17 protein-coding genes and 1 riboswitch are annotated in these 19679 nt (G+C 47.1%); of the genes, 16 read left to right on the plus strand and 1 reads right to left on the minus strand.

From position 1 onward, the window contains the following. Window positions 1-44: 44 nt before the first annotated feature. A riboswitch (cyclic di-GMP riboswitch) is annotated at window positions 45-159 on the minus strand. Window positions 160-329: 170 nt separating this feature from the next. Next, a complete protein-coding gene (locus OPS25_RS00870) occupies window positions 330-1352 on the plus strand; it encodes an alpha/beta hydrolase (protein ID WP_265615755.1) in 1023 nt (340 codons plus the stop codon). A gap of 52 nt (window positions 1353-1404) precedes the next feature. On the opposite strand, the gene OPS25_RS00875 is transcribed toward OPS25_RS00870, so the two are convergent. Then, entirely contained in the window at window positions 1405-2544 is a 1140-nt protein-coding gene (locus tag OPS25_RS00875; protein WP_265616133.1) for a dipeptidase, read from the minus strand. Window positions 2545-2872: 328 nt separating this feature from the next. Between OPS25_RS00875 and OPS25_RS00880 the strand changes: the two genes are divergently transcribed. From OPS25_RS00880 to ftsA, 15 genes are all read left to right on the plus strand, one after another. After that, on the plus strand, window positions 2873-3640 hold the full coding sequence (locus OPS25_RS00880; protein WP_265615756.1) for a SapC family protein: 768 nt from the start codon (window positions 2873-2875) through the stop codon (window positions 3638-3640). A 439-nt stretch (window positions 3641-4079) separates the two neighbouring features. Further along, a complete protein-coding gene (gene mraZ / locus OPS25_RS00885; protein WP_265615757.1) occupies window positions 4080-4538 on the plus strand; it encodes a division/cell wall cluster transcriptional repressor MraZ in 459 nt (152 codons plus the stop codon). Then, the gene (rsmH, locus tag OPS25_RS00890) at window positions 4535-5470 is read left to right on the plus strand and encodes a 16S rRNA (cytosine(1402)-N(4))-methyltransferase RsmH (protein WP_265615758.1); all 936 of its coding nucleotides are present in this window, start codon (window positions 4535-4537) and stop codon (window positions 5468-5470) included. The genes mraZ and rsmH overlap by 4 nt, the downstream gene beginning before the upstream one ends. Beyond that, window positions 5467-5796 carry a cell division protein FtsL gene (gene ftsL, locus OPS25_RS00895; RefSeq protein ID WP_265615759.1) on the plus strand — a complete coding sequence of 110 codons (330 nt, stop codon included), beginning with the start codon at window positions 5467-5469 and terminating at the stop codon, window positions 5794-5796. Before rsmH ends, ftsL begins: the two co-directional genes overlap by 4 nt. Next, a complete protein-coding gene (locus OPS25_RS00900; protein WP_265615761.1) occupies window positions 5796-7568 on the plus strand; it encodes a peptidoglycan D,D-transpeptidase FtsI family protein in 1773 nt (590 codons plus the stop codon). The genes ftsL and OPS25_RS00900 overlap by 1 nt, the downstream gene beginning before the upstream one ends. Then, a complete protein-coding gene (locus OPS25_RS00905) occupies window positions 7558-9087 on the plus strand; it encodes a UDP-N-acetylmuramoyl-L-alanyl-D-glutamate--2,6-diaminopimelate ligase (RefSeq protein ID WP_265615762.1) in 1530 nt (509 codons plus the stop codon). The genes OPS25_RS00900 and OPS25_RS00905 overlap by 11 nt, the downstream gene beginning before the upstream one ends. Then, window positions 9084-10487, plus strand: coding sequence for a UDP-N-acetylmuramoyl-tripeptide--D-alanyl-D-alanine ligase (locus OPS25_RS00910; protein ID WP_265615763.1), 1404 nt, complete (start codon window positions 9084-9086; stop codon window positions 10485-10487). Before OPS25_RS00905 ends, OPS25_RS00910 begins: the two co-directional genes overlap by 4 nt. Next, the gene (mraY, locus tag OPS25_RS00915) at window positions 10481-11563 is read left to right on the plus strand and encodes a phospho-N-acetylmuramoyl-pentapeptide-transferase (protein WP_265615764.1); all 1083 of its coding nucleotides are present in this window, start codon (window positions 10481-10483) and stop codon (window positions 11561-11563) included. The genes OPS25_RS00910 and mraY overlap by 7 nt, the downstream gene beginning before the upstream one ends. A gap of 13 nt (window positions 11564-11576) precedes the next feature. After that, window positions 11577-12884, plus strand: a complete 1308-nt coding sequence (gene murD / locus OPS25_RS00920; protein ID WP_265615765.1) for a UDP-N-acetylmuramoyl-L-alanine--D-glutamate ligase — start codon at window positions 11577-11579, stop codon at window positions 12882-12884. Further along, on the plus strand, window positions 12881-14158 hold the full coding sequence (ftsW, locus tag OPS25_RS00925; protein ID WP_265615766.1) for a cell division protein FtsW: 1278 nt from the start codon (window positions 12881-12883) through the stop codon (window positions 14156-14158). The genes murD and ftsW overlap by 4 nt, the downstream gene beginning before the upstream one ends. Further along, entirely contained in the window at window positions 14151-15224 is a 1074-nt protein-coding gene (gene murG, locus OPS25_RS00930) for an undecaprenyldiphospho-muramoylpentapeptide beta-N-acetylglucosaminyltransferase (RefSeq protein WP_265615767.1), read from the plus strand. Before ftsW ends, murG begins: the two co-directional genes overlap by 8 nt. Next, window positions 15224-16666 carry a UDP-N-acetylmuramate--L-alanine ligase gene (gene murC, locus OPS25_RS00935; protein ID WP_407080205.1) on the plus strand — a complete coding sequence of 481 codons (1443 nt, stop codon included), beginning with the start codon at window positions 15224-15226 and terminating at the stop codon, window positions 16664-16666. Before murG ends, murC begins: the two co-directional genes overlap by 1 nt. Beyond that, complete coding sequence (locus OPS25_RS00940; protein ID WP_265615769.1) at window positions 16663-17634, plus strand: D-alanine--D-alanine ligase; 972 nt, start codon at window positions 16663-16665, stop codon at window positions 17632-17634. Before murC ends, OPS25_RS00940 begins: the two co-directional genes overlap by 4 nt. Continuing rightward, window positions 17634-18374 carry a cell division protein FtsQ/DivIB gene (locus tag OPS25_RS00945; protein WP_265615770.1) on the plus strand — a complete coding sequence of 247 codons (741 nt, stop codon included), beginning with the start codon at window positions 17634-17636 and terminating at the stop codon, window positions 18372-18374. The genes OPS25_RS00940 and OPS25_RS00945 overlap by 1 nt, the downstream gene beginning before the upstream one ends. Before the next feature lie 7 nt (window positions 18375-18381). After that, entirely contained in the window at window positions 18382-19611 is a 1230-nt protein-coding gene (gene ftsA, locus OPS25_RS00950) for a cell division protein FtsA (RefSeq protein ID WP_265615771.1), read from the plus strand. The last annotated feature ends 68 nt before the right edge of the window (window positions 19612-19679 follow it).

The raw sequence follows: 19679 nt of genomic DNA on the forward strand, positions 1-19679 counted from the left end.
ACCTTGATCGCCCCTGCTGTTTCAGTGGAACAGCAGTTCCTATCATTGGCAACCCCGCTATCATAACCAGTGTATTTTGTTCTTTTTGTCGAACACTCAATGGCCGTAGACCGGAAGCTTTGCGCCACAACCTTTCGCGTTGTTTTGCCTTTTTCATCTATATCCCATGCGTTGTTGCAAACGTCTAGCAGAGCGCATGGAGATAGGATTATCCTAGCGCTAAATGATTGATGTGATAGGATGATGGTTAATAGTTAGGGATAATTACGTATACCTAACTACTTGAGACATATGTTTCTTTTTATTTTTGACCAGTGAAGGGCATATAAATGCGCATTGTGTGGATTTGTCTACTTTTAATAAACAGTGCTTACGCACAACAACCGCCACACGCTATTGAAGGTGCGTTCGACAAATTCACCACCTACTACCAGTCCCAATGGACAAAAGTCGCCCCGTGTCGCGTCCGAAAGCTTAATCAATTTCACGTTTGCTCACCTTTCTTGCGTAATGAAGGTAACGCTCCTTTCATTATGCATCACGGCATGAGAACACCCAAGGTGGCAGTATTATTTCATGGGTTAAGTGACTCTCCTTTCTACATGCGCGCCATCGCCACCAAGCTTTACGACCAGGGTATGAACGTTATTGTGCCCCTGACCCCAGGGCACGGGCTGCGTGAAGCGGATGAAGCAATGGAAGATAGCGATATGCCACAAACGTGGCGCCAGCACGCTGAAGCAATCATGAAGATTGCTCCGGAGCTGGGTGATGACATCTATCTCGGTGGATTTTCTGCAGGTGCTGCCATCGCGACAGATTATTATTTACGTCATCCTGACAATGTTGATGGACTACTTTTATTCTCCGCCGCCCTTGCGTTATCGGATTATGCAGAGAGCATGGCTAAAATTTGGGGAACAAAGTGGATCGCTAAATTAATTGATGGGGACTATCAGGCCACAGGACCCAATCCGCATAAATATCCAAGTGTGTCGGGCTACGCCGGCCTTCAATTAATGAGCATTATTCAGGATATTCGAAAGCGACTTGAAAACGGGCAGCAAATCGAGGTGCCTGTGTTCGCCGCACACTCCCAAGCTGATTTAACCACTCCCTTACATGGCGTAGAGGATTTGCTAGATCACGTTAAGGGGCGTCATACCTTGTTTTTAGTTGCCGAAGAATATGATCTTTGTCACGCAGACTTACCGCTTGATTTTAGGTCGATAGCTGACATGCACTTTAAGAAAACTGCAGTCACCAAACTGGAAAAGTGTACGGTACCGCAGGCAAATCCGTTATTCCGACAAATGACTGATATGTTAGTAACGTTTATTTCGATGGAGTGATAGGGGGATGAGGTGTGAACAAATCTGCCCACATCTCAAAGAAAAAAGAGCTTTAACCATGCCGCTTGGCGTAATCTTCCACCTGTTTCCACACCCGCAGGACATTCTCGCTGAGAATCTTTTTAATTTCTGGCTCTTTGTATCCACGATCCAATAATCCTTGGATTAGGTTCGGAAAATAGGATACATCTTTTAGGCCAATCGGCAGTGAGTCACCCACTCCGTCAAAATCTGAACCTAGGCCAACATGTTCAATACCAACCAGTTTAACCACATGGTCAATATGGTCTAGCACTTCATCAAGAGTTGAATAAGGATAGGGGTTTTCCTTTCGATATTCAGTTTCAAAATTGGCCAGTTTTTCACTGTCTTTACCTTCTTTTTTAATCAATGCATTCTGTGCCTTGGCTAAACCGTCTCGCCATTGGCGTGCTTCTTTGGTCACAAAACTCGAACCGAAGTTAATCATGATAACTCCTCCGTTTTTAGCCAATGCTTTTATCATGTCATCGTCCATATTTCTTTCGAAGCCCGGAGTGAACTTACGGAGTGATGAATGTGAGGCGATGACAGGCGTCTTGGACAATTCTAATGTTTGATAGAATGCATCGTCAGAGACGTGGGATATGTCAATTAGCATGCCGATATTATTCATTGCCGGAATGAGTGTTTTGCCGAATGGGCTTAAGCCTTTCCACTGACGCCGCAAGTCATAGGATGAGTCACTGATATGATTAGATTGAGAGTGAGCCAGAGTAATATACCGTATACCGCGCTCATAAAAGGTTTGCAGGTTTTTCAGTTCGCCTTGAATAGGCGATCCATTCTCCATCCCCATGGGGAGAGAGATAAGACCTTTGGCAAAGTGATTTTTAACATCATCGGTAGTGTAGGCAATGGCAAATTTATCTGGTGCGCGAGCCACAATGGCTTCTACAGAATCAATCAGTTGATGTGCAAGCTGAGTGGAAGCAGCAGAGCCATCTAAAGATGCGGGCACATAGATAGACATAAAGGGGGCATTTAAGCCACCTTTTATCGCGCGGGGATAATCAAAATCGCCGTCATCGGTTGCCTGGGTAACATCTACCCACTTTTCGCGTAACCGATAGGGGACATCAATGTGACCATCTACAATTATGGTATTTTTGGCAATGGCCGTGGCTTGTTTGCTCACGGTAACGGTGGCCATTGCAACCTGAGAGCAAACTAATAATGCGCTTGCTGTAATAAAACAAATTTTATTCACTACAACTCTCTCCAACTCGTTGTTAATCTTGCTAAGCGTAAGGGATTCAGAAAGTTACTACAATAGAATGTGTAAAAAACCGTCATAAGAAAAAAGCGACTAACATTTTGGCAACACTGCCCCGTGACTTGAGAAAAAAAATAAGCCATACTGCCCGCCAGATCCCCCGTACAGATGTCGGGCGGGCGTAAAATAAATGGCGAAGTTTTCATCTTAGTGGGTTGGTCATGCAACCTGCCATTCGCCGAATAAGAGAAATTGGAAATAAATTATGGCAGCTAACTATATCCCACTGGATAAAGAAAAACATAAAGATCTCAAAATCGCGTCTCAACATGCGTTTGAGTTCGCACAGAATACGCATCTTGCAGCAGCATCAATTAAAGAATTTGCACGATTAGCCAGTGCAATGCCGGTGGTATTCATCAAAGATCCAAAAAGCGAGCGTCTTCACGTGGTAGCAATGCTGGGTGTGGAACAGGCGCAGAACTTATATTTGTCTGACGGACAATGGCAAGCCTCACACGTACCTATGAACATTCTTCGTTATCCGTTTGATGTTCGCCCTGATGGCGATAAATTGGGCGTGTTTATTGACGAAAACAGTGCTCTTTTCACTGAAGATGGCTTACCCCTTTTTAATGAAGAGGGTGAGGCGACTGATTTTCTCAAGAATCGTCAGCAGTTTTTGGCTGACCTGGCTAATAGCGAACTGACCACACAGCGATTCGTGAAGCAAATTAGTGAGCTGGATTTACTGGAAGCGATCCGTATACGCGTCAGCTATGAGGACGGTACCCAACGCAATGTCACCGGCATGATGAGTATCAGTGAACAAAAGCTGATTGAATTAGATGGGGACAAAGTGGTTGAACTTCATAAAGCAGGCTTTATGGGTGCTATCTACGCGATGATGATGTCACTTGGGCAGTTAAACCGTCTTATCGAGCTGTCTAAAAATACAGCGAACCCAATTGTTAATATGCAAATTGGTGCTGAGCCAGAGCAAGATGAGAAAGCAGAATCAGCCGAACAATAAGTTAATAGCGTAAAACGAGATACATATTGGGCGAAAGGCAAATCATGCTTTTCGCTTTTTTTTTATCCCACCACTATGATTCCAATTTCTGGGCTATAGAAATGCCGACGTTTCACTTTTAATCCGAACCAATCTATGCCCCCGAAATACGGCAGACGAGTAGACCCAACATTTAATCTAATATCTTTATCCCATTTTGCTCATTATTTTCCCAGTCAAATTCAGTGACTTCACTGAAACTACTGTATGCAATAACAGTTATAAGCCAAGAAATACGTGGGGTTGAGCAGAATTTTTTCTTGACAGTGGGGCAAGGTGGTACCTAAACTGTCAATCAGTGGGTAAAAGTGGCAAATTGTGGATCGATTAGCAAATTACTACAAACCAGCACACACACGACTAGAAAAACAGCAGCATCAAAATATAAAAGGCTAGGGGAATGTTCCGCGGCGCTAATGCAATCAATCTTGACACAAAGGGTAGGCTGGCAATACCAACAAAATACCGTCAGCCACTGCTTGATGATTGCAACGGACAACTGGTTTGTACAATCGACACCCAGCAAAGCTGTTTGCTACTTTACCCACTTCCCGAATGGGAAGAAATCGAGCTGAAACTCAGCAAATTCTCCAGTATGGTTCCCGCCGAACGTCGTATGCAACGTCTCTTACTAGGTTATGCCACTGAAGCTGAAATGGATAAAAACGGCCGCTTCGTGCTGCCTGCACCTTTGCGTCTGCATGCTGGTCTGGAAAAAGAAGTTATGCTGGTGGGTCAGCTGAACAAGTTTGAAGTATGGAGTGCAGACAACTGGGCTGGTCAAATTGAACATGATATGGAAGCTGAACGTGAAGGTAATTTTGAACTTACTGAACGTTTACAGGACTTTTCATTATGAGCGCGCCACTATCGCATGCATCGGTACTCCTCAATGAGTGTATCGATGCCTTAGCTATCGATCCCAACGGGATTTACGTAGACGCCACCTTTGGTCGTGGTGGACACTCACGCGCGATTCTCGAACAATTGTCACAGCAGGGGCGACTGATTGCATTTGATCGCGATCCGCAGGCAATTGAAGCGGCTAAGTCGCTGGCCGATGATCCTCGTTTTACTATCGTCCATCGTCCGTTTGCTGAAATGGCTGAAGCTCTTCACGAACGTAATCTTGCGGGACAAATCGATGGTGTGCTGATGGACTTAGGGGTGTCTTCGCCACAGCTGGATGATGCCGAACGTGGTTTTAGCTTTCTGCGTGATGGCCCCCTGGATATGCGCATGGATACCACGCGTGGACAAAGCGCGGCGCAGTGGTTAGCGCAGGCAGAAGAACAGGATATTGCACAGGTTATTAAGGAATTTGGCGAAGAAAAATTTGGTAAACGCATTGCACACGCCATTGTTAATCAACGGAAACACACTCCTATCGAGCGCACCCTGCAATTAGCACAGCTTATCGATGAGGCGGTGCCGGTAAAAGACAAATTTAAGCATCCGGCCACTCGTGCCTTTCAGGGCATTCGCATTTATATCAATGCCGAACTCGATCAACTCCGTCAAGGACTTAAAGCTGCGACCGCTGTGCTTAAATCTGGCGGGGTGTTGGCTGTTATCTCTTTCCATTCTTTAGAAGACAGGTTGGTAAAACGCTTCATTAAAGAACAAAGCAAAGGAAAATCAGTACCTGCGGGCCTTCCCATTACGCAGGCTGAGATTGATGCCGACAAAGTGCTAAAGGCTATTAGTAAAGCCATTAAACCCAGTCAGGCAGAAATAGAAAGAAATGTGCGGGCAAGAAGCTCCGTACTCAGGGTGGCGCAGAAGCTATGAGCAAAACTGACAAGTCATCCTCGACTAACTTCAATTTACTGCTGATTTTAATCAGCGATCTCACCCGCAATAAACTGCGGGTTTTGTTGTATTTAATGGTTATTGTCAGTGCGTTTGCGGTGATTTTAAGTACCCATAGCAATCGGCAGCAAATCATCGCACTGGAACAACAAATGCAGGAAAAAGATGCGCTGGATGTGCAGTGGCGCAATCTGGTGCTGGAACAACGTGCACTGACCGAGCATAACCGCATTGAAGCGTTGGTCGAAAAGCATTTGAACATGCGTAGGCCTACTGTCGACGAAGAAGTGGTGGTGCGTTTCTGATGACTATTGTAATCCGCTCAGCAAATAAACGCACTGGTGCGAAACAAAACGTGACACCCTCCCTGGTGCACTGGCGGTTTGTGGTCGTCCTACTTGCCATTATTTTAGTTTTTACTGGTCTGGCGGTGCGCGCGGCATATATCCAGGTCATTTCGCCGGATAATCTTATTCAGCAAGGCGATAACCGCACTTTACGGACCCGTAATATGCCAAGCTATCGTGGATTGATTACTGACCGGAACGGGGTAGAACTGGCGGTGAGCGTACCGGTTCGTGCCATTTATGCCGACCCTAAAATTATTCATCAGCAAGATGGATTATCGAAAACCCGCCGCTGGAAAGCCTTAGCCGAGGTTTTGGGGCAGGACGTCGAATCGTTGCGTAGCAAAGTAAGTAATCCATCACGCCGTTTTGTGTACCTGCAACGTCAAGTTTCTCCAGCAATGGCGGAATACGTTGAAGAACTTAAAATTCCTGGTATTTATCTTCGCCAGGAAAGTCGTCGTTATTATCCGAATGGTGAGGTTACCGCGCAACTCATTGGTATTACCGATGTGGATGACAATGGTATCGAAGGTCTTGAAAGACTCTACAACGACTGGTTAACAGGTACGCCCGGCTCTCGGGTTATTCGCCGTGATGCCAAGGGGCGTCAGGTGGAAATTTTACAGTCGGAAGCGGGAGAGGCTGCCGGCACCGTTCAGCTAACCATCGATCAGCGTATCCAGGCGTTAGCCTACCGTGAAATTAAAGAAGCAATGCTGTATTACAAAGCTACGTCTGCATCGGCTTTGGTAGTCGATGTGGAAAGTGGCGACATTCTTGCGATGGTCAATGCCCCTTCATTTAATCCTAACGATCGCGATAATGTCTCGCCTCATCGCATGCGCAACCGGGTCATCACCGATGCCTTTGAGCCCGGCTCATCGTTGAAGCCCCTAGCGGTATTGGCGGCGTTAGAATTTGGTGAGACCAAAGTGGGCGATATCGTTGATACTTCACCGGGTTGGATGCGTTTGGGGGGGAGCTTGGTGAAGGATTTTCGCAACTACGGGAAACTTTCGCTCGAAGAAATCATTCAACATTCCAGTAATATGGGAACATCTAAACTGGCCTTATCTGTACCCAAGAACTTTTTGCTGGACACCTATTACAACCTTGGTTTAATGACTGATACGGGCACCAATATACCCGGTGAGGCAAACGGCATATTTCATGAACGTAGCCGCTGGTCTGAATTCGAATTAGCTACCTTATCATTTGGTTACGGTATTTCTGTGACCACAGCACAGCTGGCCCGTATGTACGCTACATTGGCGAATGGCGGCATCAAGCGTCCGTTAAATATTGTTCATAAACCACAGTCGACCAGCTGGAAACCTCAGGAAGAGAGGGTCATCAGCGAACATAATGCCAAAGCAATTATCGATATGATGGAAAGTGTGACGCAGGAAGATGGCTCGGGTAAAAAAGCAAAAGTGCAAGGCTACCGCGTGGCCGGAAAAACGGGCACGAGTCGAAAAGCGGTTGCCGGAGGCTACGGGGAAGAATACGTAAACATTTTTGCCGGATTAGCGCCTCTGACTAACCCAAGGCTGGTCACCATCGTACTTATTAATGAGCCGGGTGGTGATCTTTACCATGCCGGTGATACAGCCGCCCCCGTATTTTCTAAAATTATGGGGGGAGCCCTTCAACTGATGAATGTGCCGCCTGATGATCGTCAGGTTACTTCAACACAGTGGTTAAAAGGAGCGGGCAATGGTAGTTAGTGCTTTCGTTCAAAGTACCCGTGCGTTAATGGCTAAGTTCGGTGTGGACGCACCGGATATTCGTATTTCCGGGTTAACCTTAGATAGCCGCGAAGTTACCACGCGGCTGGCTTTTGTCGCCATTAAAGGACATGCCCTAGATGGCAGGGATTTTATTCCCCAGGCAATTAGCCTTGGCGCCAAGGTGATCCTGGCGCAAACTGAGGATCCGGCTCAACATGGCCATCTGGAAATGCGTGGCAGCAGTGTGATTATTTCTCTGTTTGATTTACCTGAAATGGTCTCCTCATTGGCTGCGGCGTTTTACGATTATCCGGCGCAAAAAATGTCCACGATTGCGGTCACTGGTACTAACGGTAAAACGTCAGTGGTACAGTTGGCTACGCAGTTGAAATCAATGCTGGGTACGCGCAGTGGCGCTATTGGTACATTGGGCTACGGGTTATACGAAGGGCGTGACACCGAATATACACCGGCACCTGATGGCACGACCACCCCAGACCCTATTCGCATTCAGTACATATTGGCTGAATTTGTCCAATTAGATGCTGGCCAGGCCGCGTTCGAAGCGTCGTCGCATGCGATTGTGCAGGGACGGATCAATCAGGTAAAAACTGACATAGCAGTCTTCACCAATTTAAGTCGCGATCACTTAGATTATCACGCTTCAATGGAAGACTACGCGCAGGCTAAACGCCAACTTCTCAAGCAGAGGGGATTGCACACTATTGTGCTTAATGCGCAGGATCAGGAAAGCCAAAACTGGAAAAGATTTGCTGACAGTCACATCAAAATCATCTGGACCGGTGTCGGTGAAATAGACTCGCAGATTACCTCACAAAGCCACTGTATTGCCACTAATGTGCGTTATCATGCACAGGGTAGTAGCTTTACCTTACAAAGCAGCTGGGGAAGTGCTGACGTCAGTATTCCGCTGTTGGGAACGTTCAATATTTACAATAGCTTAAGTGCCGTGGCTGCATTATTGGCACAGGGTGAAAGGTTTGAAGAAATTGTTCAGGTAATGGGAAAAGTTCACCCTGTTGCCGGCCGTATGGAAATCTTTTCCTTTGCTCAGGCAGGGAATGTCGTGGTGGATTATGCGCATACGCCTGATGCCTTGGAGAAAGTATTAACCAGTGCCAAGCAACATGCCCAGGGTATCATTTGGTGTGTGTTTGGATGTGGCGGCGACAGAGATAAAGGCAAGCGCCCCTTGATGGGGAAAGTGGCTGAACTACATGCTGATCGTATCGTGATTACCACTGACAACAGTCGATCAGAAAAGCCGGCCGATATTGCACAGGATATTAAACAGGGTTTGCAGAAGCCTGAAAACGCAGTGTTTGAAGCAGATCGCGAAAAGGCCATTCGTTTCTGTCTGCAGAACAGTAAACCCGGCGATTTAATTGTGGTCGCTGGAAAAGGCCACGAAGATTATCAAATTATTGGTGACAATCGCACCGATTATAACGAGCGAGCAGTAATAGCCCGGTTACAACAGGAGTACAGCACATGATAAAAACAAAGCTGTCATGGATTGCGCAACAAACTAATGGTCGACTGGAAGGTCAAGATTGTGATGTATCAAATATCAGTACTGATACCCGCACATTGCAACACGGTGACATCTATCTGGCCTTGGTTGGCGATAATTATAATGGTCATGCATTTGTACAGAATGCAAAAAACGCCGGGGCCATCGCCGTTATAGCCAGTGAGAGAATAAACACTGATCTGCCTGTAGTTTACGTCAAAGATACTAAACTCGCGTTGGGAGAGCTCGGTGCCGCTGTAAAGCGTGAAGTGAATCCTAAAACCATTGCTATAACGGGAAGCTCAGGCAAAACCACTGTTAAAGAAATGACCGCTGCCATTTTATCTCGGCGCGGAAATGTACTGGCCACGCAAGGCAACTTTAACAATGATATTGGTGTGCCATTAACATTACTTCGTTTAGAGCCGCACCATGATTTTGCCGTAATGGAGTTAGGGGCAAACCATTTAGGTGAAATCGCCTACACCACCAATCTGGTTAAGCCAGATGTTGCCACCATAGTAAATGCAGCAGCTTCCCATTTAGAAGGTTTTGGTAGTCTGCTGGGGGTGGCGCGTGCGAAAAGCGAAATTTTCAAGGGGCTTGATGAGCATGGCGTAGCTATCCTGAATGTCGATAGTCAGTTCGCCAATTTTTGGAAGGGTAAACTTCGCTACAATAACGTACTCACGTTTTCACCAGACCAACAAAATGAAGCGGATTTCACCGCTCAGGAAATTACGATAGGTTTGAATGGTTGCGCTGAATTCGAACTCCTCTGCCCTCAGGGGCAAGTATCTATCCAACTTAACATCCCCGGCATCCACAATGTGGGTAATGCTCTGGTCGCCGCTGCCCTTGCGCTGCAGGTGGGTGCTACCCTGGATGATGTCCGCGATGGCCTGCTCAATATGGCGCAGGTAAAGGGGCGCTTGAACGTTAAAATGCTGACCAGCCAGGTTCGCCTGCTGGATGACACTTACAACGCGAATGTGGCCTCGGTATCGGCGGCAATTGATACGTTAGCCAGTTTCTCAGGCAAGCGCGTGCTGATTCTAGGGGATATGGCTGAGCTCGGAGAAAAAGCGCGGTTTTATCACGAGCAGGTAGGTCAATACGCGCTGGATAAAGGAATTGATACCATCATTACCCTTGGCGTTTTAAGTCAATGTGCCAGCGCAGTATTCGGTCCGAACGGGTACCATTTCAGTGATATCGACAGCTTGATTGATAACCTGGAGAACACGCTATCCTTCGAACAACGTGATATCTCGATACTGGTGAAAGGTTCGCGCAGCTCAAGAATGGAAAGGGTTGTGACTGCTATTGAGGAATCTCCGGTGGGAAAGCTTGATCGCCGTCGGGAGCGTATTGCATGCTAATTTGGCTAGCTGACTGGCTAACCCAGTACGAATCGGGGTTCAACGTATTTTCGTATCTGACTATGCGAGCAATTTTAAGCACCCTGACGGCGTTGCTTATCGCTATTATTATTGGCCCCAAAATGATTCGCGCATTACAACGTATGCAGATTGGGCAAACCGTGCGCGATGATGGCCCGCAAAGCCATCTTTCTAAAGCGGGCACGCCCACGATGGGTGGGTTACTGATACTCTCTGCAATTGTTACCAGTGTGCTGTTATGGGCGGATTTAACTAACCGATATGTGTTGGTGACGTTAAGTGTCGTCATTGGCTATGGCATAATTGGTTTTGTTGACGACTACCGCAAAGTTATTCGTAAAGATCCTAAGGGACTCATCGCTCGCTGGAAATATTTTTGGCAGTCTATCATTGCCATTGGCGTCGCCCTTTATCTCTACAGCTCTGCCGTGTTGCCGTCCGAAACTGCATTATTGGTGCCGTTCTTCAAGAATGTGATGCCCCAACTCGGAATGTTCTATCTGATCATCGTATATTTTGCGGTGGTGGGCACCAGCAACGCGGTGAATCTGACAGACGGTTTGGATGGCTTAGCTATCGTTCCTACCATTCTGGTCGCAGGCGCTTTTGCGATTTTTGCATACGTTACCGGCCATGTGAACTTCTCTTCGTATCTGAATATTCCGCACATCCCAATGACCAGTGAGTTAGTCATAGTGTGCACCGCTATTGTTGGTGCCGGGCTGGGATTTTTATGGTTTAACACTTATCCAGCACAAGTATTCATGGGCGATGTGGGCTCTTTGGCATTGGGAGGAACGTTAGGAATTCTCGCTGTGCTGGTAAGGCAAGAGATTGTCTTGATTATCATGGGCGGCGTTTTTGTAATGGAAACCCTGTCGGTGATCCTGCAGGTGGGCTCATTTAAACTGCGTGGAAAACGTATCTTTAGGATGGCGCCTATTCATCACCATTTCGAACTAAAAGGGTGGCCTGAGCCACGGGTGATTGTGCGTTTTTGGATCATGTCGCTGATATTGGTGTTAGTCGGTTTGGCAACACTTAAACTACGGTAAAAGTAAACGATAAATGTTAAACGAATTGACGAATAAAACGGTAGTGGTAGCAGGACTGGGTAAAACCGGTCAGGCCACGTTACGTTTTTTACGTCAGTTTGAGGCGAATCTCAAAGTATGGGATACCAGAGAAACATTGTCGGTCCCAGTTGATGTGTCAGAACCAGTACATTTTGGTACACCGCCCGCCCATTTTTGGCAAGGCGTAGATGTTCTTGTGGTGAGCCCTGGAATAGATTTAACTCATCCAGGTATCCAAGATGCGCGTTCGGCAAAGGTTGAAGTTATCGGAGACGTTGAACTATTCGCCCGCATAAGCCCGAGCAAGGTGGTGGGTATCACGGGGTCAAACGGAAAAACCACAGTCACCTTGCTGCTGGCTCACATTTTAAAATCCTGTGGTTTGAACGCTGTGGCAGCGGGCAATGTAGGCAAGCCCGTATTGGAAATCGCCCAAGACGAATATGATTGTGTGGTGCTTGAGCTTTCCAGTTTCCAATTAGAATCAACCCACTCTTTACAATTAGAAGCTGCAGTCCTGTTAAATCTGTCTGATGACCATCTGGATAGGCACAAAACCATGTCTGCCTATTTGCAGGCGAAGCAACGAATCTTTACCCACTGTAAACAAGCAGTCGTATGGCGCGGGCACCCAGAAACTTATCCGATTGATAGTCGGATCCCTGTTACCACCATAGGGATTGATGCCAGTGGCGAGGGATTTTCGATAGACAGCGGCTGGATTACTTACGAATCAATGCCACTGTTGGACATTGCTAAGTTGCCGTTAGTGGGCACTCACAATATTCTGAATGTGCAAGCTGCGCTAGGCCTAGCTAGAGCACTGGGTGTTCCTCGTGATGCAGCAGCAGAAGCGGTGTACAGTTTTATTCCGGCCCCACACCGCTGCACCCAAATTGCGTTACATAACGGCGTGAGTTGGATAGACGACTCCAAAGCAACCAATGTGGGAGCGGCGCAAGCGGCCATTACTGGCATTGGTGCAGTAAAATCTGGCAAACTGATTTTAATTGCAGGCGGAGATGCGAAAGGTGCAGATCTATCCGCTCTGAAACCCGCCATCGACCAGTTTGTAGATTATGTCATTACGTTGGGTAAAGACGGAAAACTAATTGCTTCATTAAGCGCCCATTCTACTTATGTGGCCACTATGTTTGACGCGGTTAAAGTTGCCCATGACATGGCCAGGCCCGATGATATTGTACTGCTTTCGCCAGCTTGTGCGAGTCTGGATATGTTTGAAAATTATGAACATCGGGCAAAGGTGTTTGATCAATCAATCCGGCAGGTGGTGGCATGAGCAACAAAGCAGTCAGCCTGGTCTCCATTTTCAATGCGCGTCATGGTGCAGCGGAAAGTACTGGACCTTACGATGTGGGCCTGGTCATAGTCGCGTTGGCGTTAATGTCGATAGGGTTGATCATTGTCACTTCGGCATCCATGCCGGTTTCAGCAAAATTGTATGATGCACCATTTTACATCGCCATCAAGCATGGCATATACCTCATTATTGCATTAATTGCGGCAATGGTGGTGTTACAGCTTCCAATGCATTTCTGGCGGGTGACTAACCCCTATTTATTATTATTAGCAATTGGATTGCTGGTCGCCGTGCTGCTAATAGGCCGTAATGTTAATGGCAGTACCCGCTGGCTGGTAATCGGACCAATCACCATCCAAGCGGCTGAACCTGCTAAGTTATTTTTCTTCGCCTACCTTGCTGGCTATCTGGTGCGCCGTTACGAAGAAGTCACCGAAAACTTAAAAGGGTTTATTAAGCCACTAGTGGTCTTTTTCGTGCTGGCGATATTGTTGCTCGCCCAGCCAGACTTAGGCACCGTCGTGGTGATGTTCGCTACTACTATCGGTTTATTATTTTTGGCTGGGGCTAAATTATGGCAGTTTTTCGCGCTGGTCTTTGTGGGCCTCATGGCGGTCGTGGCACTGATAGTATTTGAAGAATACCGCCTCCGCAGGGTGACATCGTTTCTAGACCCGTGGGCAGACCCCTTTGGTACAGGCTACCAGTTGACCCAATCACTGATGGCCTATGGTCGCGGTAACTGGTTCGGTCAGGGGTTAGGCAATAGTTTGCAAAAATTAGAATTTTTGCCAGAAGCGCACAATGATTTCGTGATGGCGATACTGGCCGAAGAACTCGGCTTTGTTGGCGTAGTAGTAGTATTGATGCTGACATTTTGGCTGGTAATGCGAGCCTTGCAAATTGGCAACAAAGCGCTGCTAAAAAACCGACCGTTTGAAGGGTATCTGGCCTATAGCATAGGGCTGTGGTTTAGCTTCCAAACCGCGGTGAATATCGGAGCCAGCGCAGGTATTCTGCCTACTAAAGGGCTTACCTTACCCTTGGTCAGTTATGGGGGCTCAAGTATTATTGTGATGACAGTGGCAACCGCCATTTTACTTAGAATCGATTTTGAATTGCGGGTGGAGGGCGTTCAGGCTCTTGATCGCAAAATAAAAGCCAAAGCAGAACGCCGCCAGCAACAAAAAGATGCCAAACAAAAATTGAAAGCCATGTTGTCTTCTGTTTCTGCGGAGGCCTCACATGAATAAAAAATGTTTGATCATGGCTGGAGGAACCGGCGGACATGTTTTTCCCGCCCTAGCCGTGGCACAGGCACTGCGCGATAGTGGATGGCATATCGACTGGCTTGGCACAGAAGATAGGATGGAAGCTCAGGTTGTACCGGCCCATGGTTTTCCCATTCATTATGTGAAGGTGAGGGGGATCAGAGGCAAGGGACTATTGCTTCGCCTCACGGGGTTAGTTGCCTTGTTAAAGAGCACTCTTGCTGCGCGAAACATTATCCGTCAGGTAACTCCTGACTTAATCATTGGCTTTGGCGGTTATGCGAGTGGACCGGGCGGCGTGGCGGGTTGGCTGGCTGGCGTACCGCTACTTATCCACGAACAGAATGCGAAGGCTGGAATGACCAATCGCTTATTAGGCCGGATAGCGAAAAAGATATTACTGGGTTTTGATGATGCTAAGTCTGCATTTAACTACGCAAGCTCACGTTGCGTAACAGTAGGGAACCCAGTTCGTGAATCGTTTATCAATGCTACGAGCAAAGAGGCCACCCATCAACCCCTGCGTTTACTGGTAGTAGGCGGAAGTTTAGGTGCACGGGCATTGAATATTGCTGTCCCGCGCACATGTAAAAAGCTACAGGGACTGACCATCTGGCATCAGTGTGGCAAAGGTAACGTGAACGAGGTTAACACGGCATATGAAGATAGCGAAGGTGAAGTGAAGGTTACAGAGTTTATTGACGATATGGCAAGCGCGTACAAATGGGCCGATATGATTATATGCAGAGCAGGCGCGCTGACGGTGGCCGAAGTGGCTGCATCCGGCACGGCAGCGATTTTTGTACCGCTTCCTCATGCGGTTGACGATCATCAAACGCAAAATGCAATGTCACTGGTTAAGCATCACGCCGGAGTGATGATTAAAGAATCTCAGTTACAGGATAATTTAGGGGCCGCAGTGCGGTTGTGGTTAAACGATCCCGCCGCCTGTTTGACCGTGGGGAAAAAAGCGCGTGAATTTGCCATGCTAGATGCCACCAAAAATGTTGTACATGAGTGCGAATCCGTACTGGAGGCTGCAGCATGATCATGGCAGCTGATTTCCAAAATCCGCAGAAAAAGAAAGTGAAAAATATTTTCTTTATCGGCATCGGTGGGGCCGGCATGGGGGGCATTGCCGAAGTCCTTTTGAATGAAGGCTATCGGGTTGCCGGTTCAGATATACAGCAAAATAGTATGACCAAGCGTCTACAAAAATTAGGTGCGACGATTTACCAAGGGCATCACCATGCTAACGTTGAGGCCGCAGATGTTATTGTTGTTTCCAGCGCAATTAATGAGAAAAATCCGGAAATTCAGTTCGCACGCGAACATCGTATACCCATAATTCGTCGCGCCGAAATGTTGGCGGAATTGATGCGTTTTCGTCACGGGATTGCGGTAGCGGGGACGCACGGTAAGACCACTACGACCAGCTTAATTGCTACCATTTTTGCAGAAGCGGGGCTGGACCCGACATTTGTTATTGGCGGTCTGCTAAACAGTGCCGGCACTAACGCACGACTAGGTAAAGGTTCCTATTTAATAGCAGAAGCAGACGAGAGCGATGCGTCATTTCTGCATTTACAACCTATAGTTTCAGTGGTCACCAACATCGAAGCGGATCATATGGATACCTATGATGGCGATTTTACGCGTATGAAAGATACCTATCTGGAGTTTTTGCATAATCTGCCGTTTTATGGACAAGCCATCGTGTGCGGGGATGATGAAAATATTCAATCTATTCGCGATCGTATCGGCCGCAGTATTATCAGCTATGGGTTTAATGCTGATAATGATGTGCAGGGTGTGAATGTCACCTTAAGCTTTGGTCAGGCCAGGTTCGACGTTATCAGGAAAGGACACGCCAGCCTCAAAGTGACGTTGAATTTAACCGGTATGCACAATGTACTAAATGCGTTGGCCGCGATTGCCGTGGCCACGGAAGAAGGCATTGACGATGACGCTATAGTTAAAGCGTTGGCACATTTCGGTGGCATAGGGCGCCGGTTTGAAGTACTCGGACAATTTACGACCAGCGTAGGCAACGTCACCTTGGTGGATGATTATGGACACCATCCTACCGAAGTCAAAGCCACCATTGCAGCAGCGAGAGCCAACTGGCCTGAACAGCGCGTGATAATGATCTATCAGCCTCATCGTTTTAGCCGCACGCGGGACTTATATGAAGATTTTGTCGAAGTTCTCTCCGGCGTAGATGTATTGTTACTATTAGACGTGTATGCAGCAAATGAAGAGCCTATCGAAGGGGCTGACAGCAAGAGTCTGTGCCGTTCCATTCGTTTGCGTGGTCAAGTCGAACCGCTTTACGTGGGTAGCCCTCACAAGCTGAACGACATTCTGGCGAATGTCATTCAGGATGGCGATATTGTGATGACGCAAGGTGCTGGCAACATAGGTCAAGTTGCGCAGCAACTCGCTAGCAGTGGATTAGAACCTGCCGCATTAAAAGGAGAGGCACAATGAACTTTTTGTCTTATCCTGCTACTGAATATGGCCGCGTCGCGGTAATGTTTGGGGGTGAATCAGCTGAGCGAGACGTCTCACTCAATTCTGGCAAAGCAGTACTGAATGCATTGCAACGGCAAGGTGTCGATGCCTTTGCGTTTGACCCGGCCACGCGGCCCATAACCGAATTGCTCACCGAAAAAACAGATCGAGTGGTCATTATGCTGCACGGGCGCGGTGGCGAAGATGGTACCTTACAGGGGGCATTAGAGCTGCTGAAAATACCCTATACAGGCAGTGGCGTGCTTGGTTCAGCATTGTGTATGGATAAAATTCATAGCAAGCAAATCTGGCAGTGCTTGAACCTGCCCACCGCAAAATATCAAATTGCTGATAAATCCTACTTTGAAGCTGGATCATGCAGCGTTATAATGCAGCAATTGGGGAATGAGGTCATGGTTAAGCCTGCTCGAGAAGGGTCGAGTATTGGCATGGCCAGAGTATCGAGTGCAGTTCAGCTAGAAAAAGCAATACAGGACGCGTTTCAATACGATAATCAAGTTCTGCTGGAACAATATATTGATGGTGCCGAATTTACGGTAAGTATCCTGCAAGGCCGGGCGTTGCCTTCAATTCGTATGTCTACTCCCCATACCTTTTATGATTATTCTGCTAAGTACCAGGATAATACAACGCAATATTTTTGCCCCAGCGGTTTGGATGCAGAAAAAGAAGCGGAATTAGCCATGCTGTCTAGCCGCGCCTTTAGAGCATTGTCTGCCCGCGGTTGGGGGCGTATTGACGTGATGCAGAATAAGCTTGGTGAATTTTATTTATTAGAAGCCAATACGGTGCCTGGCATGACTGAAAAAAGCCTGGTACCTAAAGCTGCAAAACAAGCTGGGCTTGATTTTGACGGATTGTGTCTGGCGATATTGGCCAGCAGTATGCCGGCCGCCTCGGCAGATAAGGTAGACTGGCGTTAATGACAACACTACGCTCCTATTCTGCACAGTTTTGGTCGGGGGTGGTGTTTCTCCTGCTCGTGCTCATCGGATTGGCGGTAGCAGGAGTTAAGACGTATGACTGGTTGCAGGACGAACAGCGCATGCCAGTGCAGGTGGTTGATTTTTCAGGTGATTACAAACATGTTGATGTGGTCAGGCTGGAAAGATTAATTAGAAAATCGCAGCCAGGAAGTTTTTTTTCGCTGGATGTGAACGAGGTTTATCAGCTTGTAGAAGCTCAGCCATGGATATATCGGGCATCGGTACGCAAGCAGTGGCCGAATAAATTAAAAATTTATCTGGTCGAACAAACACCAGTGGCCCAATGGAATGATGATATGCTGTTAAATCCGTATGGGGAAACGTTTAATGCCAGGGCGGAAGGGCTGAAGTTACCTAAGTTGTTCGGGCCAGGGGGCAGTGAAAAAACAGCCTTAGAAGGGTTTCATGCTATGCATTCGTTGCTGGCTACAATGGGAATTGGTATACGTGAACTTTCGTTAAGTGAGCGGTTTGCGTGGCAAGTGCAACTGAATAATGATGTACAGTTGAACCTGGGAAGAAAGGAATTCATTGATCGTTTACAACGGTTTGTTGATATTTATCCGCTTTTGGCAAAACAGCCAAAGCAAGTGCGCTATGTGGATCTCAGATATGATACCGGCTTAGCAGTAGGCTGGATTGATGAGACAGAAAACAACAATAAAGAAGAGAGCTAGTATTACCATGTCGAAACCGACTGAACGTAATTTAATCGTAGGGCTTGATATTGGCACCAGCCAGGTTAAGGCAGTGGTTGGCGAGTTGGTTAACGATGATCAAATCAGCATTGTTGGTGTAGGTACGCATGCCGCCAAAGGAATGGATAAAGGTGGCGTTAATGATTTAAACCTGGTGGTAAAATCGGTACAGCGTGCAGTAAACGAAATGGAACTGATGGCAGATTGTCGGGTCTCGTCAGTGTTTATGTCTATCAGTGGTCGTCATGTAAAATGTCAAAATGAAAACGGTATGGTGCCGATCAACAACCAGGAAGTGACACAGGATGATGTCGACAATGTTATTCATGCTGCGCGCTCAGTACCCATTGCAGCAGAACGTCGCTTGTTGCATGTGTTACCACAGGAGTTCACCATCGACGTTCAGGAAGGGATTAAAAACCCGGTTGGCATGTCGGGCGTCAGAATGGAAGCCGATGCACACATTATTACCTGTGCAGATGACATGGCGAAAAATCTGACCAAATGCATTGAGCGTTGTGAGTTAAGTGTTGATCAAATTATCTTCTCGGCACTGGCGTCAAGTTATGCCGTATTAACCGACGATGAGCGCGAATTGGGTGTATGTGTAGTGGACATTGGTGGCGGTACCATGGATATTGTGATTTACACCGACGGGGCTATTCGTCACACTGCCGTTATACCGGTAGCAGGTAATCAGATTACCAGTGATATCGCGAAAATTTTTCGCACACCAATCAGTAATGCAGAGGAAATTAAGGTTAATTATGCCTGCGCATTAAAAGATATGGTAAGTATGGAAGAAAATATCGAGGTGCCCAGTGTGGGTGGCAGGCCAGCACGCGCCATGTCGAGACATACTCTGGCAGAAGTTATTGAACCTCGTTACCAGGAATTATTTGAACTGGTGCATGACGAAATCCGCGCCAGTGGTTTTGAAGAACAGATTGCAGCAGGACTAGTGCTGACAGGCGGTACAGCAAAAATGGAAGGTGCGGTGGAGTTTGCCGAAGAATTATTCCAAATGCCTGTTAGAGTAGGGAAACCATTAAATGTTAAGGGGTTATCTGAGTATACAGATGACGTCAGTTTTGCTACCGCAGTGGGGTTGCTCCATTACGGTAAGATGCAAACGGAAAACAAGAAAGTCAGCAAGCTGAAAAGCGGTGATTCTTTTATCAACCGTGTGCAAAGCTGGTTTAAAGGTGAATTTTAATTTTTAGGGGCGCTAAGGTCAGGACATAATGGTTAGCATGGAGGCATCAAACCGGTGGTTTGTGAAAT

The sequence above is a fragment of the Alteromonas aquimaris genome (assembly GCF_026183695.1).
GTDB lineage: Bacteria > Pseudomonadota > Gammaproteobacteria > Enterobacterales > Alteromonadaceae > Alteromonas > Alteromonas aquimaris.